Here is a 22,795-nt window from a genome sequence, read left to right as displayed (position 1 = left end):
CGCTTTTCTCATGAAAAAACGCAGGAATACCGTCGATGAAGAAAATCGCCATTATCGGTTCGGGTCCCACCGGGATATATACCTATTTTGCTCTGCTGAATAACAAAACACCCCTCTCGATCTCCGTCTTTGAGCAGGAAAAGGAAGCCGGAGTTGGGATGCCATACAGCGTTGAGGATAATTCGCGCCTGATGCTGGCGAACATTGCGAGTATTGAAATCCCCCCCATCTTCATCACCTATCTCGACTGGCTTAAGACACAGAGTCAGACCCATCTCGCCCGGTATGGCGTTGATAAAACTTCACTGCATGACCGCCAGTTTTTACCGCGTATTTTACTGGGCGAGTATTTCCGCGATCGATTTTTAGCCATTGTTGCAGAGGCCAGAAAGCGTGGTTTTGAGGTGCAGGTATACGAATCAACCTGTGTGACCGATATCGATGCCCACGCAGACGGAGTCGCCCTTTCGGTAAACGATAAACCCTTCAGGGAGAGCGTGGACCTTGCCATCGTTGCCACCGGCCACGTCTGGCCCGACGATGATGAAGCCACCCGCGCCTACTTCCCAAGCCCATGGTCCGGGCTGATGGACGCGAAAATCCGTCCCTGCCGCGTCGGCATTATGGGCACCTCTCTGAGCGGACTGGATGCCGCCATGGCGGTGGTTATGCAGCACGGAACGTTTGTCGACGACCAGTTCAGGCTGGCGGAAAAAAGCCAGGGGCTGAAAATTACATTAATGTCGCGCACCGGGATCCTGCCGGAGGCCGATTTTTATTGCCCGATCCCGTATGAACCGCTCGCCATATTGACCCCCGCAGTCGCAGAGGCTGAAATCAAAAAAGGCGCTGACGGACTGCTCGACCGGATATTCGCTCTCATGGCGAAAGAGCTCAGGAATGCCGACCCGCAGTGGTGCGACGCAATTGTGCTTCACAGGTTGAATGCCGACACACTCCTTGATGCCTGGTTTGCCGATCGTAAAAAGCACGATCCATTCTTATGGGCAGAAGACAACCTACAGGAGGTGGTGCGGAACAAACATGAAAAACGCACCGTCGCCTGGCGCTATACCGTCCTGCGGTTACACGACGTGGTGGGGGAAATTGTCCCTCACCTTAACGAGAAAGACAGTGAGCGTTTTAAAATGGGGCTGGCGCGGGTATTTATTGATAACTATGCCGCCATCCCGCCGCAGTCCATTCGCCGGTTACTGGCACTTCGAGAGGCGGGGATCATTAGCGTTCTGACACTTGGGAATGAGTACGAGCTGAATATCGGCAATGACCATACGGTTATCACGACCCAGGACGGCACCTGGCAATTCGATGTATTTATCGATGCGCGTGGACAAAAACCACTTAAAAACAAAGACCTGCCCTTCCCGACACTTCGTAAGCAGCTTCTGACTACAGGAGATGAAATACCGGACGTAGGAGAGGACTATACATTGCAGGCGCCTGAATCGCAGTGCGGACGGGTAGCCTTTGGCGCAATCCCCTGGCTCATGCACGATCAGCCTTTTGTACAGGGGCTGGCGGAATGCGCAGAGAGAGGAAAAGCGATGGCAAAAGCGGCAGAGAAACCCGCGTCCCGGCCACGCAGAAAAGTGTTTTTTGCGGAGAATTAACAGGGCGTCCCTGCCCTGATTAGCCGGATTATTCGAAGAACACTTCCGGGTTATCAGACAGGGACACGAAGGTTTTGGTCTCTTTATCCAGAGAGCGAATATCACCGCTTTCGATATCGTAAACCCAGCCATGCAGGCGAATAGAATTATTGCGCAGGCCGACCGCCACAGATGGATGCGTTTTGATGTTGCTCAGCTGCGCGAACACGTTTTCCTGCACCATCGCATTCACTTTTTCCGTGCCATCGGTCCAGGTTTTGTTTTCCACAACCGCTTTCGCTGCATCGGAATAACGCAACCAGTGGGATACCGCTGGCATAGGATCCAGGTTTGCGTTGTCGGCAATCGCTTTCATTGCGCCACAGTTGGAGTGGCCACAGATAACAATATCGGTCACACCCAGCGCTACTACCGCGTATTCGATCGTCGCAGACACACCGCCTGGTTCAGGCCCGAACGGCGGAACGATATTACCAGCATTTCGAATGACAAAGAGCTGTCCAGGTTCTTGTTGAGTCACCAGCTCTGGTACCAGACGACTATCGGAGCAGGAAATGAACAGCGCTTTGGGATTCTGGCTGGACGCTAAACTGCGGAAGAGTTCTTTACGTTGCGGGAAAACTTCTTTTTGAAAGCTCAGGAAACCTTCAATGATATGTTGCATAGCAATGTCTCTTTATCTGTTTTAGTTTAGGCGTGACAGTGATCACGTTCGTAAAGTTTAACTACCCCGCTTAACATCATACAAGAATTATATTGTTGGCCCGACCACATCGCCTGTCGCCACCCGGCATTTTGCACTTCGGGCTGTTCTGCCGCCCGTGGGATACATCCCCCCTGTTTTTGCCCTATACTGTGCTGACCGCAAAAACTGAACAAAGCAGGTAAATGATGGAAATTGATCTCGACAATCTGGTGTTTAACGGACTGGATGAAGCCGAAGAGCGCAACGCTGAACGTCTGGATGACGCAGATAAAAAGGCTCAGGCTATTGTGGCTGACGATGACTGCGGCGACGCCTGCAAAATCTAATTACGCAATTGACCCGCACCGGATGCAACACCCGGTGCGGGTCAGCCGTTACAGCTTCAGGCTATCAATCGCCTGCTGAGCGCACCCTTCATCAAGATGGCCGCCCGGCGCACGATCGGTTGTCTTTTCAAGTGCCAGAATATGTGGGAATTTTTTACGCGGCGCGGTGATATCTTCATCGCCACTGAGGAGCGGCAGCACCGATTCGTTTTGCGTCAGCACGGCACCGTTCGAGGAATAGAGCGTCAGAAACTCGCGATGCTGCGTTTAATCAGGATAGTATTACTTATCGTGGTAACGGGTGTCGTCATTCAGACAGTCGACATTACCAGCTAACCCTTATGAGAACAAAAAAACAGTGCCGTTACCCAATAACCGGGGGGGGTTAACGTCCTCTTTTCCTCAGCACCCTTCGCACAGCTCATTCCAGTACATTTCGCGCTTTAGGCGCAATTCAGCGTGACGTTTGATCATGAAACCACTCCGGGTCTATGTTCGCGATATCCACGCCATACAGGCTGGCAACAGGCAGTATCGACTCAAGAACACGTTGCGCGCTGTTCTCCGCACTTGCTGATGAACCCGCAAAAAACCGCCGTAACGTGCTTATCCACTTTTTCATTGTCTTTACCCCTCGTTGCTAAACCTGCCTTAAGTTAAACACCCCTTTCCCGCGCAAGTGAAATATCAATATCGACTGTTGATGTGCAGGAAGTGCAAATAGAGCCCTTTCATTTACCTGACGATAACACCTTGTTCACTAATGCTTTTTCGTTAATTACAAAGCACGATTTCTTATTTGGCGATAGGGTTCACTTATGGGAGCGTGAAAGGACAAAACAAAACGATGAGATAACACTATGGCAGCTTACACAAAATTGGCACTGGCTCTGGGTTTACTGGCGGCAGGCGGCATTCTTTCTACTCAGGCTCTGGCCGATCAACTGGCCGATATCAAGGCCGCGGGCGTGGTGAAAGTGGCCACCTTCGATGCCAACCCGCCGTTTGGTTCCATCGATGCGAAAACCCATGAAATTGTGGGCTACGACGTTGATTTCGCCAAAGCCCTGGCAAAAACACTCGGCGTGAAACTTGAGCTGGTTGCCACTAACCCGGCGAACCGTATCCCGCTGCTGCAGTCCGGTAAAGCGGATCTGATCGTGGCCGATATCACCATCACACCAGAGCGTGCACAGGTTGTTGATTTCTCGACCCCCTATTTCGTGACCGGGCAGCAGTTCCTGGTACCGGCGAAATCCGCCGACAAGCTGGACGAATACAGCCGGGCGCGTATCGGGGCGGTGAAAGGCACCACCGGCGAGCAGACATTACATCAGCGTTTCCCGCAGTCTCGCGTGCTCTCTTATGACGATATCCCGCTGGCACTGACGGCGCTGCGTAATGGCAACGTCCAGGCGATCACCCAGGACAGCACCATTCTGGCAGGGCTGCTGGCACAGGCACCGGATAAAGCAAATTTCAAAATCCTGCCTGATTTGATAAGCAAAGAAGAGATTGGCGTCGGGGTGAAAAAAGGGGAAACCGCGCTACTGAAAGTGGTTAACGATGAGCTGGTCGCTCTTGAGAAAAATGGCCAGGCCGCCAACATTTATGATGTATGGTTTGGCCCACAAACCCAATCTCCACAGCCTCGCGCCTTTAAAATAGAAGCTCAGTAATATGCTCTCAGGTTTATTTTCACGCTCCGCGGCCAGTGCCGCGGATTTTTCACATCTGGAACAGGCCAGCGTTGAGTTTCGTGACGTGGTAAAAAGCTACGGCGACCACCACGTGTTAAAAGGCATTGACCTCAGCATTACCCCTGGCGAAGTGGTTGCCATTCTTGGCCCTTCCGGTTCTGGTAAATCCACCCTTATCCGTCTTATCAACCAGCTTGAATCCCTGAACGGCGGTGAGATCCTTATTGATAACAAACCTACCGGACACCTCACAGGGGCGGTGCTTCGTAAGCTGCGCAGCCGCGTTGGCTTCGTTTTCCAGCAATTCAATCTTTACGCCCATCTTACGGCCAGCCAGAACATCACCCTGGCGCTGGAGCATGTTCATGGCTGGAAACCGCAGCCTGCCGAAGAACGTGCCCTGGAATTGCTGAACAACGTCGGGATGCTGGAAAAAGCGCACCACTTCCCTGCCGAGCTTTCTGGCGGCCAGCAACAGCGGGTGGCGATCGCGCGCGCGCTGGCCTCGTCACCCCAAATCATCCTCTTCGATGAACCCACTTCCGCGTTGGATCCGGAGATGATTGGCGAGGTGCTCTTTGTGATGAAAGCGCTGGCTCACAGCGGGATCACCATGATTGTAGTAACGCATGAAATGCAGTTCGCCCGCGAAATTGCCGACCGGATTGTCTTTATCGACGGCGGGCAAATTCTGGAAACCGCGCCACCGGAGCAGTTCTTTACTAAGCCAACACATCCGCGCGCGCAGCGTTTCCTGCAAAAAGTGCTTAACCCGCTGCATCAGGAGCATCTGTAATGCCTGCGCTCGACTGGCACGGGGTGCTGACCGGGCAACCCCTGCAATGGATCGTCTCCGGTTTTCTTACCACACTGTGGGTCACGCTCGCCGGTGTGATCCTGGCAAGCCTTCTGGCACTCCTTTTTCTGCTGCTACGTCTTTCCGGTGGGCGCGCCGGACATGCCATCGTCAGCAGTTGGGTTTCTCTGTTTCGTAATACGCCCTTGCTGGTGCAACTGCTGTTCTGGTATTTCGCCGCCTGGAACGGGCTGCCGCAGGCGTTTCGCGATCTGGTAAATGCCGATCACAGCTGGTCGATTTTGCCCGGCAACGTCTGGTGGTTCACGCCGGAATTCCTGTGTTCAGCCTGGGGACTGGGGGTTTTCACCTCGGCCTTTTTGATTGAAGAGGTGGAGTCCGGGTTACGCTCCGTCCCTGACGGGCAGCGGGAAGCCGCGCTGGCTCAGGGATTCTCAACCTGGCGGCTTTTTCGTTACATCCTCCTGCCGCAGGGGCTTGCTAACGCCTGGCAGCCCATCGTTGGGCAGTATCTCAATCTGATGAAGCTGTCATCGCTTGCCAGCGGGATTGGCTTCGCCGAGCTAACGTACCAGGTGCGGCAAATCGAGAGTTACAACGCACATGCGCTGGAGGCGTTTAGCGTGGGAACCGTGCTCTATCTGGTGACCGGGGTCGCCATTGGGTTGCTGCTCGCGAGAACTGGCCCGTCGATGAAAAAGCGCACCCGCCGCCAGCGGGCTGCGACCACCAGCACAGGGAGTGAGAACGCATGATTACCGGGCTGAGTGTTATTACTGATAACCTGGATTATTTACTGTGGGGCCGTCTGGCGGCTGGTGAACCCGGCGGAGTGCTTCTGACACTGCTGATGGCGCTGGGTGCCGCCGCACTCGCGCTGCCGGGTGGCATCGGGCTGGCGTGTCTCGCCTGGCGTTTTCCGGGGGTGGTACGCAACACGCTCTTTTTGTGGGCAGAGCTTATCCGCGGTATCCCGCTTATCTTTGTTATTTTCTGGATGTGGTATCTCTTGCCGCTGATAACCGGTGCGGATTTACCCGGCGCAATGACCGTCACCCTGGCGCTGGCGTGGTTTAGCGCGGCGGCAGTGATGCATTCGGTGCTGTCGGGGCTGAGCGCATTGCCCACCGGGCAGTATGAAGCGGCACTGACGCAGGGATTTAGCACGGGGCAGACGCTGTGGCGGATTTTATTGCCGCAGGTTTTACGCAATATTCTGCCGTCACTGCTGGGTATTTTTATCAGCCTGATGAAAGACACGTCCCTGGCCTTTATTGTGAACGTGCCTGAACTGACCACCGTGGCGGGGCAAGTGAACAACCGGGTGCAGATTTACCCGGCCGCCATTTTTATCTTTACGGGTGTGGTTTATTACCTGCTGTGCTGCTCCCTTGAGCTACTTGCAAAACGCTGGCGCGTTACCCGGCCAGCGCTTTAACCACCGTTTCCATTGCCTGAGTGGTCAACTCGCTACGCTTGACGCGCTGGTTCGCCAGCGCGGTACGCAGCACCCCGGCAATAACAATATGTTTCGGCTCTTGTCCTAAATCACGCATTTCAAGCACGACCTTCCCTACCACCCGGCACATTTCCTGATAAAGCGCGTCGTCTTTAGTCACATTGCCCATTGCTCTCACTCCATTGCTCTAAAGGCTCAGCTTAAATGATTCGTCGGCGAGATACAAAAAAGAAGCCCGGCGAGAAACTCGCCGGGCTTCATCTGTGAAATCAAATAATTAGTTGTTTACCGGAATAACCGCGCCTTTGTATTTGGTGCGGATCCAGTCCTGAATTTCTTTGGAGTGCAACACGTTCACCAGCGCCACGATATCTTTCTTCTTCTCGTCACCACGGTGTACCGTAATGATATTGGCATACGGGTTATTTTCACCGCTCTCTACCGCGATTGGATCGTGAACCGGGTCCAGACCTGCGTCAATGGCGTAGTTCGCGTTGATAACCACCGCAGCGCCTTCGTCGTTGTTGTACATCTGCGGTAACAGAGACGCTTCTACGTTAGGTGTGAATTGCAGTTTTTTCGGGTTCTCAACGATATCGCTGATGCGTGCCGTCACTTTGTCGATACCTGGCTTGAGCTTAATCACCCCCTCTTTTTCGAAGATGGAGAGAATACGGCCTTCTTCAGACACTGCATCACGCATGATGATTTTGCCACCTTCCGGCAGATCTTTCAGGGACTTGTATTTTTTGGAGTAAATACCGATTGGCTCGATATGGATAGCGCCAGCGCTGACAAAATCGTAATCCTTGTCGCCCGCATGATCTTTCAGCACGCTGTTCAGATAAGGAATGTGCTGGAAGTAGTTCGCATCAATGTCGTGCCCTGCCAGCGCGGTGTTTGGCAGAATGTAGTCCTGGAACGGTTTAATCTCCAGGTCGATACCTTGTTTTGCCAGAATCGGCTTCGCCTGCTCAAGAATTTCGGCATGCGGGGTGTTGGACGCGCCCACGGTCAGGGTATCAGCCCAGGAGGCAAAGCTCAGGGCACTCAGGGTTGCCGCGGCGATCAGTGTCAGTGTCTTTTTCATGATGATGGTTCCTGTGTGTATTTATTAGCGTTTATCTAACAGTGAAGTAATGACATCGCCGCAGAACTGGATAATGAAAACGATGATTAAAATGGTCACCGTTGCCACCAGCGTGACGTCACCGTGGTTGCGCTGGAATCCTTCCAGATAAGCCAGATTTCCCAAACCACCGGCGCCAATCACCCCTGCCATTGCGCTGTAACTCACCAGCGCAATCAGCGTCACCGTAATACCTGATACCAGTGCAGGTGATGATTCCGGCAGTAAAACCCGAAAAACTAACGTGCTCAGCCGTGCGCCCATCGAGCGCGTGGCCTCAATGACCCCTTTGTCCACTTCACGCAAGGCAATCTCTACCAGACGCGCGTAAAACGGTGCCGCGCCCACAATCAGGGCGGGTAGCGCGGCGTTCGCGCCAAGAATGGTGCCGACGATGGTCTTGGTGAACGGGATCAACAAAACAATCAGGATGATGAACGGGATTGAGCGGAACACGTTCACCACAATCGAAATCACGCTGTAGACCGTCCGGTTCTGGAATAGCCCGCCGCGTGCGGTCAGGAACAACGCCAGGCCAAGCACAATGCCCAGCACAAAGGTCGCAACACCCGAAAGCGCAGTCATGTACAACGTTTCCTGCGTTGCCGCCCAGAGCTGGTCCCATTTCAGATGGGGGAGCAGATTTTCAGCCATGTTTAATTACCTCGCCTTCAATATCGCTTTGCTTCAGGTCGGCGAGGATATTGTTCAGTTGTTCGTCAGATGCCACCACGTGTACCCATAACTGGCCAAAAACACCGTGGGCGGTTTGCGTCATTTTCCCGTGCAGAATGTTAAACGGCAGGCCGTAGCGTAACGTCAGCTCACCGACCACCGGCTTGTGCGTGCTGTGCCCGGTGAACGTCAGTCTGATCACCGTCCCTTCCAGTTCGCTTGTCAGCTCGGTATTAAAGGTCTCTTCTTCCGCATACTGGCTCACCTGGCGCACAAACTGTTGGGTGATCGGCTGTTGTGGATGGGTGAAGACGCTCAGCACGTCCCCTTCTTCCACCACGTTGCCGTTTTCCATCACCGCCACACGGTCACAGATTTTGCGCACCACATGCATTTCGTGGGTGATCAACACGATGGTCAGTTTGAACCGGCGATTAATGTCCAGCAGCAGATCGAGGATCTGATCGGTGGTCTGCGGGTCGAGTGCAGACGTTGCCTCGTCGCACAGCAATACGTCAGGGTTGTTTGCCAGCGCACGCGCAATACCTACGCGCTGTTTTTGCCCGCCGCTCAGCTGTGACGGATAGGCATTCTCGCGGCCTTTCAGCCCAACCAGCTCCACCAGTTCGGCCACACGCGCTTTGATGTTGGCTTTCGGCACACCCGCTATTTGCATTGAGAAGGCGATGTTCTCGTTCACCGTGCGCGACCACAGCAGGTTGAAGTGCTGGAAAACCATACTGATTTTCAGGCGAGCCTGGCGCAGCGCTTCACCTTTTGCGGCAGAGATATCCTGCCCGTTGATGGTCACGCTGCCGGTGCTGGGTTTTTCCAGGCCGTTCAGCAGGCGGATCAGGGTGCTTTTGCCTGCGCCGCTGTAACCAATGATTCCGTAAATCTGTCCCTGTTCAACCGTCAAATTGACGTTATCAACGGCAGTGAGCGCCACCTTCCCGTTGTCAAAAATCTTCGAAATATTCCTGAGAACTATCATTCTTCTTCGTTATCCGTTACGCATATAGCGGTTTAGCAGTATGGATGTCCAAACGATAGTAATCAGCGATTATCCGCTTTTAAATGACCAAAAAAGAATTTGTTATAACCAAAAGAAATAAAAGGCGGATTTACTGGGCGGGAAGTAAATAGCTCAATTTCAGCAATGATTATCTGCCAGACGCATATATCACTGCCCTAAGAGAGATAATTTGCTCATTTTTACAGCATTTTATACCGGTATAGCCATCCTCACTTCCAGACCACTTTACGTCTTGCTAGCTATACTGCCGGAGCAGTCATTAATATTACTTTTCGTTCTAAAAGGCAGTTAAACGTTCTTTATCGCTAAATTTTCGCCGCACTATCATCCCGCCATGACCTTCATACAGGAAAAAACCATGGCGATTTATCACTCTGTCACTGAATTGATAGGCCGTACTCCGCTTATTCAGTTGCACAAGCTCAATACCGGTCCTTGCGCCTTGTTTCTGAAGCTGGAAAACCAGAACCCGGGTGGCTCTATCAAAGATCGCGTTGCGTTATCGATGATTAACGAAGCAGAGCGCAACGGCCTGCTACAGCCCGGCGGGACGATTATTGAGGCCACCGCTGGCAATACCGGGCTTGGCCTTGCGTTAATCGCCGCACAAAAAGGCTATTCGCTGATCCTCGTGGTCCCCGACAAAATGAGCCGCGAGAAGATTTTCCACCTGCGGGCGTTGGGCGCACAGGTGGTGCTGACGCGTTCAGACGTTAATAAAGGCCATCCGGCTTATTATCAGGATTACGCACAGCGCCTGGCGAACGAACTTCCCGGCGCGTTTTACATCGATCAGTTTAATAATGACGCCAACCCGCTGGCTCACCGCACCACCACGGCCCCGGAGTTGTATGAACAACTTGATGGCGATATCGACGCCATTGTGGTTGGCGTGGGCTCCGGCGGCACGCTGGGCGGCCTTCAGGCGTGGTTTGCTGAACATTCTCCCCATACCGAATTTGTACTCGCCGATCCCGCTGGCTCAGTTCTGGCCGATCAGGTCGAAACCGGGCGTTATCATGATGCAGGCTCGTGGCTGGTCGAGGGAATTGGGGAAGACTTTATTCCCCCGCTGGCCCATATCGAAGGCGTTAATCGCGCCTGGCGTATTACTGACCGCGAAGCTTTCGCTACCGCCCGCGAGCTGCTGAAAACAGAAGGCATTCTGGCGGGCTCTTCCAGCGGGACTCTGCTGGCGGCGGCGCTGAAATATTGCCAGGCGCAAACAACCCCCAAACGCGTGGTGACGTTCGCCTGCGACAGCGGGAATAAGTATCTGTCGAAGATGTTCAACGACGACTGGATGCGCCAGCAGGGGCTTATCTCTCGCCCGCAGGCAGGCGATCTCTCTGACTATATCGCCCTGCGCCATGATGAAGGTGCCACGGTGACCGCCGCGCCGGATGACACGCTCTCCACCGTGCTGGCACGAATGCGTCTGTACGACATCTCACAACTCCCGGTGCTGGATGATGGCAAGGTCGTCGGCATCATCGATGAGTGGGATCTGCTGCGCCACATCGGCGGTGACGGCGACCGTTTCACCCTCCCCGTCACCGATGCCATGACGCGTCAGGTGGAGTTTCTGGATAAACGCGCCCCGGAAAGCGCACTGAACACGATTTTCGATCGTGGGCTGGTGGCGGTCATTAATGATAACGCTCGCTTTCTGGGTCTGATTACGCGCAGCGACGTTCTTACCGCCTGGCGCAACCGCCTGCAACAATAAAGGAAGAGACAATGAAAAATTTAGCCACCCTCAGCGTACACAGCGGTGAATTTAACGACCAGCACGGCGCGGTGATGCCGCCGATTTATGCCACATCGACGTTTGCGCAACCGTCACCGGGTGAACATACCGGCTACGAATATTCCCGCAGTGGCAATCCAACCCGTCACGCCCTTGAAACCGCCATTGCCACGCTGGAAAGCGGCACCCGCGGTTATGCCTTCGCGTCCGGGCTGGCGGCGATCGCCACGGTGCTGGAGCTGCTGGATAAAGACAGCCACATCGTTGCCATTGATGATGTCTACGGCGGGACGTACCGCCTGTTTGAAAATGTGCGCAAACGCAGCACCGGGTTGCAGGTCAGCTGGGTTAAGCCGGGCGATGTGGTGGCGCTGGAAGCCGCAATCCGGCCCGATACGCGTATGGTGTGGGTCGAAACGCCGACGAATCCCCTGTTGAAGCTGGCCGATCTGGCCGCCATTGCGGATATCGCCCGTCGCCATCGCCTTCTCAGCGTAGCCGACAACACGTTTGCTTCGCCGGTGATCCACCGCCCGCTGGAGTCGGGGTTTGATATCGTGGTGCACTCCGCAACCAAATACCTGAACGGCCATTCCGATGTGGTTGCCGGGGTAGCCGTTGTGGGCAACAACCCGGAACTGGTCGATAAACTGGGCTATCTGCAAAATGCGGTGGGCGGTGTACTCGATCCGTTCAGCAGTTTCCTCACGCTGCGAGGAATACGTACCCTTTCACTGCGCGTGGAAAAGCACAGTGCCAACGCCCTGGCGATTGCGCAATGGCTGGAGCACCATCCTCTGGTCGAAAAGGTTTTCTATCCCGGCCTGGAATCGCACCCGCAGTATCAGCTTGCCCGCAAGCAGATGGCGCTGCCCGGTGGGATGATTTCCGTCGTGGTGAAAGGCGATGCGCAACGCGCCACAGATGTGATTCGCAACCTGAACGTTTTTACCCTGGCGGAAAGCCTGGGCGGCGTTGAAAGCCTGGTCAGCCAGCCTTACAGCATGACCCATGCCTCGATTCCGCCCGAGCAACGACGGGCAAACGGCATTGTGCCGCAGCTGATCCGTCTTTCTGTGGGTATTGAAGATGTACAGGATTTGATTGCCGACCTGGATCAGGCGCTAAAAATTTGAGCTAAATGCGGCGGGTGACGAGCCTGCCGCCATAAGTTGTCATTATGCTTTAACGCCTTGATAACAATCTTATGTGAATCTGCACAGATTATTTTTGAAACGCTGTTTTCATTTTCCTTTTATCAGAAAATCAGCGTATAATGCGCGCCTAATCCCTGGTGAATGGTTTCAGCGCTTGGAATACAAAAAACAACGTACAACTTTTCCTCTCCTCCGTTGGGCTGACACTCAGGCACACTTTCTTCTGCACGCTCATTTGATGTCTCCTATCCTTAGTGCGTGTCATATACTCTTTTGCAACACAGGTTTGACTCCGCGGCGGTGCGCCCCCGGAGCGAGATTTCCATATCCTTCCCAACTTAAAGACTAAGACTGTCATGAAAAAGACGAAAATTGTTTGCACCATCGGCCCGAAAACCGAATCTGAAGAGATGCTGACCAAAATGCTGGACGCCGGCATGAACGTTATGCGTCTGAACTTCTCCCACGGTGACTATGCTGAACACGGTCAGCGTATCCAGAACTTGCGCAACGTGATGAGCAAGACCGGTAAAAAAGCCGCTATCCTGCTCGATACCAAAGGTCCTGAAATCCGTACCATCAAACTGGAAGGCGGTAACGACGTCTCTCTGAAAGCTGGCCAGACCTTCACCTTCACCACTGACAAGTCTGTTGTCGGCAACAACGAAATCGTTGCTGTGACCTATGAAGGTTTCACCAGCGATCTGTCCGTCGGTAACACCGTTCTGGTGGACGATGGTCTGATCGGTATGGAAGTTACCGCTATCGAAGGTAACAAGGTTATCTGTAAAGTGCTGAACAACGGCGACCTGGGTGAAAACAAAGGCGTTAACCTGCCTGGCGTTTCCATTGCGCTGCCAGCACTGGCTGAAAAAGACAAGCAAGACCTGATCTTCGGTTGCGAACAAGGCGTTGATTTCGTTGCAGCGTCCTTTATCCGTAAACGTTCCGACGTGGTTGAAATCCGTGAACACCTGAAAGCGCACGGCGGCGAGAAGATCCAGATCATCTCCAAAATCGAAAACCAGGAAGGCCTGAACAACTTCGACGAAATTCTCGAAGCGTCTGACGGTATCATGGTTGCTCGTGGTGACCTGGGTGTTGAGATCCCGGTTGAAGAAGTTATCTTCGCGCAGAAGATGATGATCGAGAAGTGTGTTCGCGCGCGTAAAGTGGTTATCACTGCAACGCAGATGCTGGACTCCATGATCAAAAACCCACGCCCAACCCGCGCTGAAGCAGGCGACGTGGCGAACGCCATCCTGGACGGTACTGACGCAGTAATGCTGTCAGGCGAATCCGCTAAAGGTAAATATCCGCTGGAAGCCGTGAGCATCATGGCCACCATCTGTGAACGTACCGACCGCGTGATGACCAGCCGTCTGGATTACAACAACGACAGCCGTAAACTGCGCATCACTGAAGCAGTGTGCCGTGGTGCGGTAGAAACTGCTGAGAAACTGGAAGCACCACTGATTGTGGTTGCGACCCAGGGCGGTAAATCTGCCCGTGCTATCCGTAAATACTTCCCGGATGCCACCATTCTGGCCCTGACCACCAACGAAACCACTGCTCGTCAGCTGGTACTGAGCAAAGGTGTTGTTCCTCACCTGGTGAAAGAGATCGCGTCTACAGACGATTTCTACCGTCTGGGTAAAGAAGTGGCGCTGCAACTCGTTGAACGCGGCCTGGCACAGAAAGGCGACGTTGTGGTGATGGTTTCTGGTGCTCTGGTACCAGCTGGTACAACCAACACTGCATCTGTTCACGTACTGTAATAATTCTCGAACGAATTAATTTTTGATAAAAGCGCCCTTCGGGGCGCTTTTTTTATTCCAGGCATTAGCCAGATTTATTCAAAAAGCAAATCGGGTTTTTCTATTTAATAGCGAATTATCTAAGATGAATCCGATGAAAAATGCCTTTTTTAACATAGCTTTTTCGACAAAAATGCCGAATTCGTTGCTTCTTTGAGCGAACGATCAAAAATAGGCGTATTCCCATCAAAAAAATATTCTCAACCTAAAAAACTTTGTGTAATACTTGTAACGCTACATGGAGATTAACTCAATCTAGAGGGTATTAATAATGAATCGTACTAAACTGGTACTGGGCGCGGTAATCCTGGGTTCTACTCTGCTGGCTGGTTGCTCCAGCAACGCTAAAATCGATCAGCTGTCTTCTGACGTTCAGACTCTGAACGCTAAAGTTGACCAGCTGAGCAACGACGTGAACGCAATGCGTTCCGACGTTCAGGCTGCTAAAGACGACGCAGCTCGCGCTAACCAGCGTCTGGATAACCAGGCTACTAAATACCGTAAGTAATAGTACCTGTTAATAAAATGGCGCACATTGTGCGCCATTTTTTTTGCCTTCACATTCCTACTGCGTAACCTTCTCACCCTCGCCTTCTGATACCGCCGCAGACACCCGGCTGTTCTGTACCGATAACACCGCATTATTCGCTGACGGACCATTGCCAGCTGACACCACCACAGGTATCCCCGCGCGGCGCGATAACGCTTTGTTGATGAGACCTTTATCACTCCCGGACTGAGTGACAAAAGAGGCAAAGTCTGTTGAGTGGTTAATTGGCGTTGTCTGTGGGTTCTCCCCTTCTTGCTGCGCCAGAGGACGGTGGACTTCGACGTAACGTCTGCCATCAGGTTCAACGGAGTATTTCACCGGCTCGTTGATGATCTGCACACGCGTACCGACGCGCGCCTGTTCAAACAACGCCTTAATATCCGGCGCGTTCATGCGCATACACCCGGAACTGACCCGCAACCCTACACTGTCGGGCGCACTGGTTCCGTGAATGAGATATTCCCCATGACCCACACCTAAACGCAGTGCAAAGCGTCCTAATGGGTTATTTGGCCCAGCGGGGACTACCGGGGGCAGCTTAATACCCTGCGCCAGTGAGCGCGCTCTGATGCCGGGTGTAGGTGTCCAGGTTGGATTAGGGATTTTCTGACTCACGCGCGTAGTGGTGACCGGGGTTTCCAGACCCAGTTGCCCAATGCCCAGCGGGAAAACCTGAACAATGTTTTCACCTGGAGGGAAGTAGTACAGCCGTAGCTCAGCCAGGTTCACGACAATGCCTTCGCGCGGCGTGTCTGGCAGTAGCATCTGTGAGGGGATCGTAATTACGGTTCCCGGCGCGGGATTAACCGGGGCTATCGTATTATTGGTTTCGAGGATCAACTGTGCAGCCGTATTAAATCGTCGGGCAATGGCCTGAAGTTTATTGTCCCCTTCCTGAATGGTGTAGGTTTGATTTTGACCAATAAGTCTACTGCCGACAGGCGGCAATGGATAATCAAGCGCCCAGGCCGAATTAAGCGCACCGAGCGAACCGAGGAGTAATAGAGTAATAATAGACGCGCGCTTCATGCTGAGATTCCTTATTCACTGGCAGAAAGCCAGAAAGCTGAAAAACCAGCGAGGCGGGAACCACCTCGCGAAACAGAATGAATGCTGTCTGTTAAGTCTAGCTAATGATTGACGCTTTGGAGCGAATTGCGCGAATCATCGCTTCGAGTCCCTGAGAACGGGACGGGGTGAGGTGTTGTGTCAGCGCCATTTTTTCAAACCACGGGCGCACGTCAAAAGTGACAATATCCTGTGCTGACATCTGGTGATAAAGAATAAACACCACCGCGATAAGCCCCTTCACAATGGCCGCATCGCTGTCGCCCTGCAATTCAATTACGCCAGCATCGTTCTGGCGCATGACGATCCACACCTGGCTCTGGCAGCCCTGAATACTGTTTTGTGGGTTATGCTCTTCCTCACCGAGTGGGGGCAAACGCTGCCCCAGCTCGATAATATAGAGATATTTCTCTTCCCAGTTTGCACAACGCCCAAAGTTACGCAGCAGTTTATCTCTGTCCGGCAAATCGGCCATCTCTTGCCTCTCCGTTATCCAAGCAGCTGGTGGATACGTTTAAGTCCCGCCACCAGTCTGTCGACCTCTTCCATTGTGTTATACATCATCAGCGATGCCCGGCACATCGCCGGCACCTGGTAAAATGCCATCAGCGGCATGGCACAATGATGCCCGGTACGCACGGCCACGCCGTAATTATCCAGGAAACTGCCCACATCGTAGGCATGGTGTTTACCCAGATTAAAGGCAATCACCCCTTTCCTGTCGGCCGGGCCGTATAAGACCAGATCCGGTACACTGGAAAGCTCCTGTAAGGCGTAGTGCATCAGCACCTGTTCGTACTCCTGAATGGCATCAAGACCAATCGAGGAGATATACGCAATTGCCGCCCCAAGGCCGATAATCCCGCCCGTATTAGGCGTGCCCGCCTCAAAGCGCCACGGCGCACGTGTGTAAGTGGTACCTTCCGTCAGACTGACGGTGGCAATCATTGACCCGCCCCCTTCCCAGGGTGGCATAGCCTGCAAAATCGCGTCTTTGACATACAGCACGCCGATGCCGGTTGGCCCGTAGAGCTTATGCCCGGAAAAAACGTAGAAATCGCAATCCAGCGCCTGCACGTCAATGGCGTGGTGCATCACGGCCTGCGCGCCATCAACCAGCACTTTCGCACCTACCTGATGCGCTTTTTCGATAATCTCCGCCACCGGGTTTTCGGTCCCCAGCACGTTAGATACTTGCGTGACAGCCACCAGCCGGGTGCGTTCATCAAGCAACACGTCGAGTTGCGCCAGCTGTAGGGTGCCGTCCTTGTTCAACGGGATCACGCGCAGCTGTGCGCCTGTGCGCTCGCAGAGCATCTGCCAGGGAACGATATTCGCGTGATGTTCCATCTGGGTAATGATGATGTTATCCCCGGCGTGGACCTGTGCGCTGCCCCAGCTGTTCGCCACCAGGTTTATCCCTTCGGTGGTGCCGCGCACAAATACCAGCTCTTCCGGCGAGCGCGCATTGAGGAACGCCGCCACCTGGGTGCGCACGTTTTCCATGCTCTGCGTTGCCTCAGCGCTGAGCGTATGAATACCGCGATGCACGGCGGCATAGCCGTGGCGGTAGAACTCCGCTTCAGCGTCAATCACCTGATTCGGTTTCTGAGCGCTGGCAGCACTGTCGAGATAGGCCAGCGGCAGACCGTTCACTTCACGGGTCAGAACCGGAAAATCCGCCCGTACTTTCTCTACGGGAAAACTCATGCTTCGCCTCCAGGCAGACGCTGACCAATACGCTCCAGCACCTGCTGTTTTAACGCGTTATCACGCAGCGCTTCCGTCAGTTCTGCCGCAAACGCGTAAATAATCATCTTCTGCGCCGCCTGTTTGTCGATCCCACGCGAGCGCAGATAGAACATCTGTTCATCGTCAATACGGCCAACCGTGGCGCCGTGGCTGCACTTCACATCGTCGGCGTAGATCTCAAGCTGCGGTTTGGTATCCACTTCCGCCAGGCGCCCTAACAGCAGGTTGTTGTTGGTCATTTGCCCGTCAGTTTTGATGGCGTGTTGCGCCACGTTAATCAGGCCGTTAAATACCGCGCGGCCTTTATCGCTGACGATGGTTTTATGCAGCTGGCGGCTGTTGCAGTAGCCTTTGTTGTGCTCAAGCCAGGTGCGGGTATCGCACACTTCCGATTTAACCGGCATCGCCAGACTATTAATGCGAAGCGTGGTGTTTTCACCATTCAGCTGCGTGCTGGTGTTGTGGCGCAGCACTGCGCCGCCCAACAGGAAGCTGTGGCTATATGCCGCCGCATCGGCTCCCAGCAGAATATCGTTATGGGCAAAGTGGTGGCTGGCCGGGTTTTCAAACGCCAGCTTGATATGGTGAAGTTGCGCATTTGCCGCCACGTTCATCGTCAGGCGTGCGCCGGTAAAGTGCGGCGCGTCATTCAGGCTAACGTAGTGTTCGATGATCGTCGCCTCCGCCCCTTCGGCCAGTTCAAGATGGTGGCGATAATGCGCGGTGTTGATCTCTTCGCCCGGCAGCCCCTGAGTGATATGCATCAACAGCAACGGCTTCGCCGGGCGCTGGTTACGTTTTACGCCGATATGCGTGACACTCTGCGCCAGGCTTTCGGTAAGGTGCAGGAACACCTCCGGCTGTACCGGCACCGCGAGCGGCTGGCGGTCGTTATTCACGGTTATCTCAAAGCCGCTGTTCTGTGTATCGTCACTCAGTTCCGGGTGGAAGCACCCGTCAACAAATACCAGACGCACTGCCGCCACGCTCAGCGCCAGCAGATCGCACTGAGCCTTGCTGACATCCGCCAGACGGGTCACGAACTGGCCGTTCAGCAATCCGTCGAGCGGGGTGTATTTCCAGTTTTCATGCTTACGCGTCGGCAATCCCAGGCGCAGCATCTGTTGAAGGTGCTGTTGGGCATGTTCAGAGCGCGAGTCGCCCTGCGCTTCAAACAGGCGATGCCACTGCTGGAGCGCGTTACTGCTGTTCGGTAAGCCAGCCATAGCCCTGCTCCTCCAGTTGTTTGACCAGCGTAAAATCGCCGGATTTCACAATGCGCCCTTGCCAGAGCACATGGACGTAATCCGGTTTGATGTAGTCAAGGATTCGCTGGTAGTGCGTAACGATAATGAACGAACGTTTACCGTCGCGCAGGGAGTTTACGCCGTCAGCCACAATTTTCAGGGCATCGATATCCAGACCAGAATCGGTTTCATCGAGAATGCACAGTTCCGGCTCCAGCACCGCCATTTGCAGAATATCGTTACGCTTTTTCTCACCGCCGGAGAAGCCGACGTTCACAGAGCGGGTCAGGAGATCTTCCGGCATTTTCAGCAGTTTGATTTTTTCTTCCATCAGATCCTGGAAGTCAAATCGGTCGAGCGCCTCCAGCCCACGGTATTTACGCACCGCATTGAGCGCCGTTTGCAGGAAGAACTGGTTACTGACGCCAGGGATTTCTACCGGGTACTGGAAGGCCATAAAGATGCCCTCTCCCGCACGGTCTTCCGGTGACATCTCGAGCAAATCTTTGCCGTTAAACTCGACAGAACCGTGGGTGACTTCGTAATCTTCACGTCCTGCCAGCGTCGCTGAAAGCGTACTTTTCCCGGAGCCGTTTGGCCCCATGATGGCGTGAACTTCTCCCGGTTTGACGTCAAAATTGAGGCCACGCAGGATCTCTTTGTCTTCAACGCTTACCTGTAAATCTTTAATGCTTAACATGTGCTTTCCTTAACCGACGCTGTGTTCAAGACTAATGGCGAGGAGTTTTTGGGCTTCAACGGCAAATTCCAGCGGCAGTTCAGAGAACACATCCTTACAGAAGCCGTTAACAATCATTGATATCGCATCTTCTTCACTGATCCCGCGTTGCAGGCAGTAGAAGAGCTGATCTTCACCAATACGCGACGTGGTCGCTTCATGCTCCAGTTGGGCGCTGTTGTTTCGGCATTCCACGTACGGGAAGGTATGCGCGCCGCTATCAGGGCCAATCAGCATCGAGTCACACTGGGTATAGTTACGGGCGTTGGTGGCCGTAGGCATGATTTTCACCAGCCCGCGATAGCTGTTCTGGCTGTGCCCGGCGGAGATCCCTTTCGAGATAATCGTTGATTTGGTGTTTTTACCAATGTGGATCATCTTGGTGCCGGTATCCGCCTGCTGGCGTCCGCTGGTGAGCGCCACAGAATAAAACTCACCGATGGAGTTATCTCCACGCAGAATGCAGCTTGGGTACTTCCAGGTGATCGCAGAGCCGGTTTCCGACTGGGTCCAGGACATTTTGCTGTTTTCGCCTTCGCACAGCGCGCGCTTGGTGACGAAGTTCAGGATGCCGCCGGTGTTACCATCGCCCGGGAACCAGTTTTGCACGGTGGAGTATTTCACTTCGGCGTCTTTGTGGATGATGACTTCCACCACTGCCGCGTGCAGCTGATAGCTGTCACGAACCGGAGCAGAACAGCCTTCGATGTAGCTGACGTAGCTTCCCTCATCGGCAATCAGGATCGTGCGTTCGAACTGGCCGGTTTTTTCGGCGTTGATGCGGAAATAGGTCGACAGCTCCATCGGGCAGCGCACGCCTTTTGGCACGTAAATAAAGGTGCCATCGGACGCTACCGCAGCGTTGAGCGCGGCAAAAAAGTTATCGTTACCCGGTACAACCGTCCCCAGGTACTTCTTCACCAGATCGGGGTGTTCGTGGATGGCTTCGCCAAACGAGCAGAAGATAATGCCCTGCCCGGCCAGCTTTTCACGGTAGGTGGTGGCAACTGAAACGGAGTCAAAAATGGCATCAACCGCCACCTCTTTACCTTCCCGCACCGGCACGCCCAGCTGATTAAATGCCTCTTCGACTTCTTTGCTCAGGAAGCTGTTCTCGGCACCGGTTTGCTGTACGGCTCCCGGCTGCGAGGCGCAGGTATCATCACAACTGCCGCAGGATGGCGCGGAGTAGTAGCTGTAATCCTGATAGTTCAGCTTGTCATAGTGCGCTTTTAGCCAGTGTGGCTCTTCCATTTCAAGCCAGGCACGGAAAGCATTCAGACGGAACTCAAGCATCCACTCCGGCTCATTACGCTTGGCCGAAATCGCGCGGATGACATCTTCATTGATGCCTTTTGCCAGTTCATCTGTTTGCAGGTGGGTGAAGAACCCCTCTTTATAGTTGAGGTGCCCGCCGCTCCAGGTGTTGACATCATCAGTTGCTTCAGTATTACGAGACATAGTACCGCCTATACGCCAAAGCTTTCGCCGCAGCCGCATTCGTTCTGGGCTTTCGGGTTATGAAATTTAAAGAGCTGGTTTAACCCTTCGCGAACGTAGTCGACTTCAGTTCCGTCGATAAAGGGCATGACCTGTAGCGCGACGTACAGTTTCGCGCCATCGGTTTCAAATACCAGGTCGTCTTTTGCGGGTTCCGTGACGGTATCCAGCACGTAGCCGAAGCCTGCACAACCGGTCTGCTTAACGCCTAAGCGCACGCCGAGGATCCCGGTTTGTTTAGCCACCAGCTCGTGAATATGTGCCGCAGCCGCTGACGTTAGCGTTAAACCACGCCAGGCAAAGTCGGCAGGATTGAAGGTTTCTGAATGCAATTCCATAGGTCCACCTCATGTATTGAGCCACCAGGGCATAACATCATGTTAGTGATAACGATTATCACTTCAACCCCCTGACAGCAGGGGCTTTCCGCTAAATCGCCCTTTTTGGCTACTTTTATTAAGCATAGACCCTGTTGCGACAGGCCGGAGGGATGGATTTAATTGTTCAATACATTGATAAATAATGCATTTAACATTCTAAATAGACGTACAGGTGGGAATGAAGAAATATGTATCGAAAATACCTATTTATAGGATAGATTTTTTAATTTCTACTAAATCAGTCGATTACATTAAAATCAGCAACTTAAGATTTTGGGGATGCGGACAATATCGGACAATTTATCGCTCCCCAATTTACCCCCACGTAGTTCCTTCCAGTTACTGCCACCATGGCGGCCCGGTATAGGAGGCTCGCGCGACCACAGCCACAGCGGAAAGCAGCATCAGGTCGATCATTCCGGCATGCCGCGACAGAAAATACAGGATAGTTTGTTGGTGAGGCATTTTATTCTGTCCATAAACAAGCCTCGGCAGATACCGAGGCTTGTTATTGTTCGCTTTTTAAAGCCCACTTTCCGCTGCGGCCTTTTCCCGGGCAATAGCTCCGGTATTGAAAATTGGGTGCTCGTGATTGTTCGTTACGTCACGAACGCGGTAGATTTTCCATGCATCATCTTCACGACGAAGAAAAACTTCAAGGTGTATGCTTCTCCCGTCACCCGCCCCCTCAATGACCTGGACCACTTCACCGTTTAAAAATGGCCTTGCGTTTTCCACTCGTAACGCAGCTACCCATTCACGAGAGTAATCCTGGGTATACGTAAAATAGTCAGACTCTATTAACTCCTGTTCAGAGATTTCCTGAATGGCATCAATGCGAGCAATAGTATCAGCAGAAACATATTTACGTAGTTCGTCGGCAGGGTAAAGCCTGGTTTCATCGCTGCCGAATACGGAAAGATAGGATTTATAAAATGATTCAGTAGCGTCTTTTGCGCCCTGATCTTGATTGGCAGCTGAAGTGCATCCCACCAGCAAAATAACGAATGATAAAAATATCCTTTTCATCAACGCATCCTGTAAATTTTAAAAGGTGGTTGCATTTTTCTGTACCCAGGCCCCGGATACATGCTTTTTTGAACAAAGTCTGAAATCCACTGCGTGCCATCATACATGGTCATATGACCTATGCCATTTCCGCCGGGATAAGGCTGTATCACAGCCACATCGCCAGAAATTAAAGTTGAACCGGGCGGCAGTTCACTGAATCCAGCACGTAATAATTCCGCCCCATAATCTTTTGCATAATCTGTGTTCGGTACCTTAACACCTCCAGCCAGGATGGCCAAGGCGGGTAAACTTAGCACATTCACTATGAGATCGCCCCAGAGCGTG

General features: G+C 53.2%; 28 protein-coding genes. 11 read left to right on the top strand and 17 right to left on the bottom strand.

The features are described from left to right. The first annotated feature begins 35 nt into the window (after nucleotides 1–35). Nucleotides 36–1,631 (top strand): FAD-NAD(P)-binding protein, encoded by a 1,596-nt coding sequence (locus ACT9TW_RS15055; RefSeq protein WP_446492882.1) that lies wholly within the window; start codon nucleotides 36–38, stop codon nucleotides 1,629–1,631. 28 nt (nucleotides 1,632–1,659) lie between these two features. Here the strand turns inward: ACT9TW_RS15055 and ACT9TW_RS15050 are convergent, their stop codons facing one another. Continuing rightward, the gene (locus tag ACT9TW_RS15050; protein WP_446492881.1) at nucleotides 1,660–2,295 is read right to left on the bottom strand and encodes a carbonic anhydrase; all 636 of its coding nucleotides are present in this window, start codon (nucleotides 2,293–2,295) and stop codon (nucleotides 1,660–1,662) included. Nucleotides 2,296–2,522: 227 nt separating this feature from the next. Between ACT9TW_RS15050 and ACT9TW_RS15045 the strand changes: the two genes are divergently transcribed. Continuing rightward, the gene (locus tag ACT9TW_RS15045) at nucleotides 2,523–2,663 is read left to right on the top strand and encodes a hypothetical protein (RefSeq protein ID WP_003857665.1); all 141 of its coding nucleotides are present in this window, start codon (nucleotides 2,523–2,525) and stop codon (nucleotides 2,661–2,663) included. Nucleotides 2,664–2,711: 48 nt separating this feature from the next. On the opposite strand, the gene ACT9TW_RS15040 is transcribed toward ACT9TW_RS15045, so the two are convergent. Together ACT9TW_RS15040 and ACT9TW_RS15035 are read right to left on the bottom strand one after the other, a co-directional pair. Further along, nucleotides 2,712–2,885 (bottom strand): hypothetical protein, encoded by a 174-nt coding sequence (locus ACT9TW_RS15040; RefSeq protein ID WP_315688404.1) that lies wholly within the window; start codon nucleotides 2,883–2,885, stop codon nucleotides 2,712–2,714. Between the two features lie 232 nt (nucleotides 2,886–3,117). Continuing rightward, nucleotides 3,118–3,285, bottom strand: a complete 168-nt coding sequence (locus tag ACT9TW_RS15035; protein WP_182060757.1) for a hypothetical protein — start codon at nucleotides 3,283–3,285, stop codon at nucleotides 3,118–3,120. Between the two features lie 238 nt (nucleotides 3,286–3,523). Between ACT9TW_RS15035 and ACT9TW_RS15030 the strand changes: the two genes are divergently transcribed. Genes ACT9TW_RS15030 through ACT9TW_RS15015 form a run of 4 tightly spaced genes read left to right on the top strand, consistent with a single transcriptional unit; the run spans nucleotide 3,524 to nucleotide 6,618 of the window. Next, on the top strand, nucleotides 3,524–4,342 hold the full coding sequence (locus ACT9TW_RS15030; RefSeq protein ID WP_182060756.1) for an ABC transporter substrate-binding protein: 819 nt from the start codon (nucleotides 3,524–3,526) through the stop codon (nucleotides 4,340–4,342). 1 nt (nucleotide 4,343) lies between these two features. Continuing rightward, a complete protein-coding gene (locus ACT9TW_RS15025) occupies nucleotides 4,344–5,159 on the top strand; it encodes an amino acid ABC transporter ATP-binding protein (RefSeq protein ID WP_446492880.1) in 816 nt (271 codons plus the stop codon). Next, entirely contained in the window at nucleotides 5,159–5,935 is a 777-nt protein-coding gene (locus ACT9TW_RS15020; RefSeq protein ID WP_446492879.1) for an amino acid ABC transporter permease, read from the top strand. Before ACT9TW_RS15025 ends, ACT9TW_RS15020 begins: the two co-directional genes overlap by 1 nt. After that, on the top strand, nucleotides 5,932–6,618 hold the full coding sequence (locus ACT9TW_RS15015; RefSeq protein WP_446492878.1) for an amino acid ABC transporter permease: 687 nt from the start codon (nucleotides 5,932–5,934) through the stop codon (nucleotides 6,616–6,618). The genes ACT9TW_RS15020 and ACT9TW_RS15015 overlap by 4 nt, the downstream gene beginning before the upstream one ends. Here ACT9TW_RS15015 and fumD read toward each other — a convergent pair. The 4 genes from fumD to ACT9TW_RS14995 all read right to left on the bottom strand — a co-directional run bounded on the left by fumD (nucleotide 6,599) and on the right by ACT9TW_RS14995 (nucleotide 9,437). Continuing rightward, nucleotides 6,599–6,808, bottom strand: a complete 210-nt coding sequence (fumD, locus tag ACT9TW_RS15010) for a fumarate hydratase FumD (protein ID WP_014069945.1) — start codon at nucleotides 6,806–6,808, stop codon at nucleotides 6,599–6,601. The genes ACT9TW_RS15015 and fumD overlap by 20 nt on opposite strands. Nucleotides 6,809–6,916: 108 nt before the next feature. Then, nucleotides 6,917–7,729, bottom strand: coding sequence for a MetQ/NlpA family ABC transporter substrate-binding protein (locus ACT9TW_RS15005; RefSeq protein ID WP_003857677.1), 813 nt, complete (start codon nucleotides 7,727–7,729; stop codon nucleotides 6,917–6,919). A 24-nt stretch (nucleotides 7,730–7,753) separates the two neighbouring features. Then, nucleotides 7,754–8,422 (bottom strand): methionine ABC transporter permease, encoded by a 669-nt coding sequence (locus ACT9TW_RS15000; protein WP_446492877.1) that lies wholly within the window; start codon nucleotides 8,420–8,422, stop codon nucleotides 7,754–7,756. Beyond that, entirely contained in the window at nucleotides 8,415–9,437 is a 1,023-nt protein-coding gene (locus tag ACT9TW_RS14995) for a methionine ABC transporter ATP-binding protein (protein WP_446492876.1), read from the bottom strand. Before ACT9TW_RS14995 ends, ACT9TW_RS15000 begins: the two co-directional genes overlap by 8 nt. A 400-nt stretch (nucleotides 9,438–9,837) precedes the next feature. On the opposite strand from ACT9TW_RS14995, the gene ACT9TW_RS14990 reads away from it, so the two are divergent. The 5 genes from ACT9TW_RS14990 (at nucleotide 9,838) to lpp (ending at nucleotide 14,711) form a co-directional block, all read left to right on the top strand. Beyond that, nucleotides 9,838–11,208 carry a pyridoxal-phosphate dependent enzyme gene (locus ACT9TW_RS14990; RefSeq protein WP_446492875.1) on the top strand — a complete coding sequence of 457 codons (1,371 nt, stop codon included), beginning with the start codon at nucleotides 9,838–9,840 and terminating at the stop codon, nucleotides 11,206–11,208. An 11-nt stretch (nucleotides 11,209–11,219) separates the two neighbouring features. Further along, entirely contained in the window at nucleotides 11,220–12,365 is a 1,146-nt protein-coding gene (locus ACT9TW_RS14985) for a trans-sulfuration enzyme family protein (protein WP_446492874.1), read from the top strand. A 73-nt stretch (nucleotides 12,366–12,438) separates the two neighbouring features. After that, on the top strand, nucleotides 12,439–12,735 hold the full coding sequence (ynhH, locus tag ACT9TW_RS14980) for a protein YnhH (RefSeq protein ID WP_446492873.1): 297 nt from the start codon (nucleotides 12,439–12,441) through the stop codon (nucleotides 12,733–12,735). Nucleotides 12,736–12,742: 7 nt separating this feature from the next. Beyond that, nucleotides 12,743–14,164: a pyruvate kinase PykF gene (pykF, locus tag ACT9TW_RS14975; RefSeq protein ID WP_182060748.1), complete on the top strand. Its 1,422-nt coding sequence runs from the start codon at nucleotides 12,743–12,745 to the stop codon at nucleotides 14,162–14,164. A gap of 310 nt (nucleotides 14,165–14,474) precedes the next feature. Beyond that, the gene (gene lpp, locus ACT9TW_RS14970) at nucleotides 14,475–14,711 is read left to right on the top strand and encodes a murein lipoprotein Lpp (RefSeq protein ID WP_001082307.1); all 237 of its coding nucleotides are present in this window, start codon (nucleotides 14,475–14,477) and stop codon (nucleotides 14,709–14,711) included. Nucleotides 14,712–14,768: 57 nt separating this feature from the next. Here the strand turns inward: lpp and ldtE are convergent, their stop codons facing one another. The 10 genes from ldtE to ACT9TW_RS14920 all read right to left on the bottom strand — a co-directional run bounded on the left by ldtE (nucleotide 14,769) and on the right by ACT9TW_RS14920 (nucleotide 22,773). Continuing rightward, nucleotides 14,769–15,782, bottom strand: coding sequence for a L,D-transpeptidase LdtE (gene ldtE / locus ACT9TW_RS14965; RefSeq protein WP_446492872.1), 1,014 nt, complete (start codon nucleotides 15,780–15,782; stop codon nucleotides 14,769–14,771). A gap of 97 nt (nucleotides 15,783–15,879) precedes the next feature. Then, nucleotides 15,880–16,296, bottom strand: a complete 417-nt coding sequence (gene sufE / locus ACT9TW_RS14960) for a cysteine desulfuration protein SufE (protein ID WP_182060746.1) — start codon at nucleotides 16,294–16,296, stop codon at nucleotides 15,880–15,882. Nucleotides 16,297–16,310: 14 nt separating this feature from the next. Beyond that, complete coding sequence (gene sufS, locus ACT9TW_RS14955) at nucleotides 16,311–17,531, bottom strand: cysteine desulfurase SufS (protein WP_182060745.1); 1,221 nt, start codon at nucleotides 17,529–17,531, stop codon at nucleotides 16,311–16,313. Then, nucleotides 17,528–18,799 carry a Fe-S cluster assembly protein SufD gene (sufD, locus tag ACT9TW_RS14950; RefSeq protein WP_446492871.1) on the bottom strand — a complete coding sequence of 424 codons (1,272 nt, stop codon included), beginning with the start codon at nucleotides 18,797–18,799 and terminating at the stop codon, nucleotides 17,528–17,530. Before sufD ends, sufS begins: the two co-directional genes overlap by 4 nt. Continuing rightward, on the bottom strand, nucleotides 18,774–19,520 hold the full coding sequence (gene sufC / locus ACT9TW_RS14945; RefSeq protein ID WP_446492870.1) for a Fe-S cluster assembly ATPase SufC: 747 nt from the start codon (nucleotides 19,518–19,520) through the stop codon (nucleotides 18,774–18,776). The genes sufD and sufC overlap by 26 nt, the downstream gene beginning before the upstream one ends. A gap of 9 nt (nucleotides 19,521–19,529) precedes the next feature. Further along, nucleotides 19,530–21,020, bottom strand: coding sequence for a Fe-S cluster assembly protein SufB (sufB, locus tag ACT9TW_RS14940; protein ID WP_446492869.1), 1,491 nt, complete (start codon nucleotides 21,018–21,020; stop codon nucleotides 19,530–19,532). 8 nt (nucleotides 21,021–21,028) lie between these two features. Beyond that, nucleotides 21,029–21,397 carry a Fe-S cluster assembly scaffold SufA gene (gene sufA / locus ACT9TW_RS14935; RefSeq protein ID WP_446492868.1) on the bottom strand — a complete coding sequence of 123 codons (369 nt, stop codon included), beginning with the start codon at nucleotides 21,395–21,397 and terminating at the stop codon, nucleotides 21,029–21,031. A gap of 381 nt (nucleotides 21,398–21,778) precedes the next feature. Next, nucleotides 21,779–21,904, bottom strand: coding sequence for a hypothetical protein (locus ACT9TW_RS14930; RefSeq protein WP_446492867.1), 126 nt, complete (start codon nucleotides 21,902–21,904; stop codon nucleotides 21,779–21,781). Nucleotides 21,905–21,961: 57 nt separating this feature from the next. Continuing rightward, nucleotides 21,962–22,468: a YbjP/YqhG family protein gene (locus tag ACT9TW_RS14925; protein ID WP_446492866.1), complete on the bottom strand. Its 507-nt coding sequence runs from the start codon at nucleotides 22,466–22,468 to the stop codon at nucleotides 21,962–21,964. Further along, nucleotides 22,468–22,773, bottom strand: coding sequence for a hypothetical protein (locus ACT9TW_RS14920; protein WP_446492865.1), 306 nt, complete (start codon nucleotides 22,771–22,773; stop codon nucleotides 22,468–22,470). Before ACT9TW_RS14920 ends, ACT9TW_RS14925 begins: the two co-directional genes overlap by 1 nt. Nucleotides 22,774–22,795: the final 22 nt, after the last annotated feature.

This window comes from Enterobacter sp. C4G1 (assembly GCF_052886895.1).
The sequence above is the reverse complement of the archived record's forward strand: the minus strand, read 5'-3'. Positions and strand labels throughout refer to the sequence as shown.